At 60.7% G+C, this 2,850-nt stretch carries 2 protein-coding genes and 1 pseudogene; 2 read left to right on the forward strand and 1 reads right to left on the reverse strand.

Annotated features, from left to right (window positions below; genetic code table 11):
* On the forward strand, positions 1 to 526 hold a 526-nt coding region (gene opgC, locus FEM54_RS29560), incomplete at its 5' end, for an OpgC domain-containing protein (protein WP_171045935.1).
* A 46-nt stretch (positions 527 to 572) separates the two neighbouring features.
* Here opgC and FEM54_RS29565 read toward each other — a convergent pair.
* Positions 573 to 1,985 carry an amino acid permease gene (locus FEM54_RS29565; RefSeq protein WP_099548500.1) on the reverse strand — a complete coding sequence of 471 codons (1,413 nt, stop codon included), beginning with the start codon at positions 1,983 to 1,985 and terminating at the stop codon, positions 573 to 575.
* Positions 1,986 to 2,365: 380 nt separating this feature from the next.
* Between FEM54_RS29565 and FEM54_RS29570 the strand changes: the two are divergent.
* Positions 2,366 to 2,850: pseudogene (locus tag FEM54_RS29570) on the forward strand (glycosyl transferase family 51); the annotation flags it as partial.

Consider the following 2,850-nt stretch of genomic DNA (forward strand, 5'->3'; position numbering starts at 1 on the left):
GTTCCTGTTCGTGCTGGGCGGCGCGGCGGCGATTCATGGGCAACAACCCCGCGCGCAGGAGCATCGGCCACTGCTGCGGCAGCCGTTGTTCATGATGGCCGCGACCTATGCATTGATGGCCGGCGTGATCACGATCGGCTGGCGCTGGCCCGAGGTGCATGACGCACTGATGCCGCACGCGCTCAGCGAACTGTTGTACCCGATCAGCAAGACCGACCTGTCGCCGGTGCGTCTGCTGCATTTTTTGGCCTTGGCCTATGTCACCGCCAAACTGTTGCCGGGGCGTGCCTGGACGCAAAACTGGCTGGCACAGCAGACCTGCCGGATGGGCCGCTTTTCGCTGGAAGTGTTCTGCCTTGGCGTGTTGTTGGCGCCGTTGGCGGACATGGTCAACGCCATGGCCGGCGATGCCTTTGCCATGCAAATTTTTACCGCGCTTGTGGGCGCTGGCTTGATGGCGATGTTGGGCGCCTGGCTGGAGTTCAACAAACGGCTGGACCAATCGACACGCATGGCCGCCGCCTGAAAACAAAAAGCCCCGATCAAGGGGCTTTTTGTTGTGCGCCAGGCCGTCAGGCGACGGAGCGTGCCGCCGCATTGGTCGGCTGCAACTTGAACACGTAATACAGCACGGTCAGCAGCACCAGGAACGCAGGCCCCACATACAGCGCCACCCGCGTATCCGGGAAGTACGCCATCAGGCCCACCACCAGCACCAGGAACGCCAGCGCCAGGTAGGAACTGACCGGGTACAGCCACATGCGGTATTTGAGGCCCGCCGCTTCGGCCGGGCTCAGGCCTTTACGGAACTTGAGCTGGGCCAGCAGAATCATCAGCCAGGTCCAGATCGCGCCGAAGGTGGCGATGGAGGTCACCCACACAAACACCTGGTCAGGTACCAGGTAGTTGAGCAACACGCCCAGCAGCAAGGCAAAGATCGACAGCAGCAGCGCCTTGCGCGGTACGCCATTGCTGGAGGTGGTGCCGAAAGTCGCCGGCGCCTGGCCGTTCTGCGCCAGGCTGTAGAGCATGCGCCCGGTGCTGAAGATGCCGCCGTTGCAGGACGACAGCGCGGCGGTGATCACCACGAAATTGATGATGCCTGCGGCGGTCTTGATGCCCAAACGTTCAAAGGTCATCACGAACGGGCTGCCCTGGGTGCCGATTTCGTTCCACGGGTAGATCGACAGGATCACGAACAGCGCACCGACGTAGAACAGCAGGATGCGCCAGAACACCGAGCCGATGGCGCTTGGAATAGTCTTCTGTGGGTTGCGTGCTTCACCGGCGGTCAGGCCGATCATCTCGACGCCCAGGTAGGCGAACATCACCATCTGCAAGGACATCAACACGCCCTGCACGCCATTGGGCATGAAGCCGCCGTGAGCCCACAGGTTGGAAATACCCAAGGCCACGCCGTCATTACCGAAGCCGAATGCAATGATGCCGACGCCGCCGATCACCATGGCAATAATCGTGACGATCTTGATCAGCGCAAACCAGAACTCGAACTCACCAAAGGCTTTGACGGCGATCAGGTTGATCGTGCCCATGCTGATCAGCGCCGCCAGGGCCCAGATCCAGCGCGGCGTGTCGGGGAACCAGACACCCATGTACACCGCCACGGCGGTGATTTCCGCGACACAGGTCACCAGCCACAGGAACCAATAGTTCCAACCTGTGAGAAAGCCCGCCAACGGGCCGAGGTAATCCTGGGCATAACGGCTGAACGAGCCGGCTACCGGGTTGTGCACGGCCATCTCACCAAGGGCGCGCATGATCACCAGAATGGCCAGGCCGCCGATGATGTAGGAGAGCATGATTGCCGGGCCGGCCATCTCGATGGCCTTGGCCGAACCGAGGAACAGGCCGACACCGATACAGGCGCCGAGCGCCATCAAACGGATGTGTCGTTCACCCAGTTCACGTTTGAGCGGGCCGCCTTGAGCGGTCTCGCCAGGGGGCAGTGGTTTGCCGACAGGCATAGGGAAACAACCTCATTTTGTTATTGGATTGTCCGTCGAGTTTCCGGGGCCAGGCCGGTAAGCCTGTGCCCTTGTTGAAACCGGGGCCGCCTCATGGACGGGCCCTTCTTGCCGGGCAAGATCGGCGGGACGTGCAGTATAAAAAGCCGGGACCAGGGTCTTTCACTATAAAAACCATGCAATTCAGTGAAAGACCCGGCTAAAAAGCCACTTTACAGGAGCATATTACCTGCGCTGAGCGACAAAACGTCGCAACCCACCCTGCATTCACACGCCATCCAAGAAGATTCCGACTACCCAACCACAATTCCCTCACACCCGTCGCCCAGCGACTAAGCTTCAGGCAAGTCCGATCAATCTGCGTGCAGGATCAATCGACTATGGGCGCACTGTGGCAAACCGAATCGACCAAGGCTGCGAAATTACAAGGCAGTTCGGACCCAGCGCCTTTACCCAAAAATAAACCCAGGCCCCGTTACATACGTCGCCTGTTCTGGCTGATTGTGTTGATGGTGGTGATTGCGCTTGGGTTCGCCGCCGCCAAAGAGATACGCACATCCGCACTGCAAGCCCGGCAACTGAGCCGGCTGGCCCACGACCTCACCTACCGGCTGGAACCCGGCCCCAGCCAGGCAATGGTTTACCCCGGCGCCGGCCCGTTCGATCGCCGCTTGGGCTACAGCGACCTCGGCACCTTTTTGCCGCGCCTGCTCAAGCGCGGTTATGTGATCCAGTCCCAGGTGCAGTTTTCGCCAGCGCTAATGAGCTACGCCGGCCACGGTCTCTTCGTGCCTTACCCGGAGAAAATCCAGGCCGGCCTTTCGATCACCGACTGTCGCGCCTTGCCCCTGTACCAGTTCGAGTA

Source organism: Pseudomonas edaphica, from assembly GCF_005863185.1.
Taxonomy (GTDB): Bacteria; Pseudomonadota; Gammaproteobacteria; order Pseudomonadales; family Pseudomonadaceae; genus Aquipseudomonas; species Aquipseudomonas edaphica.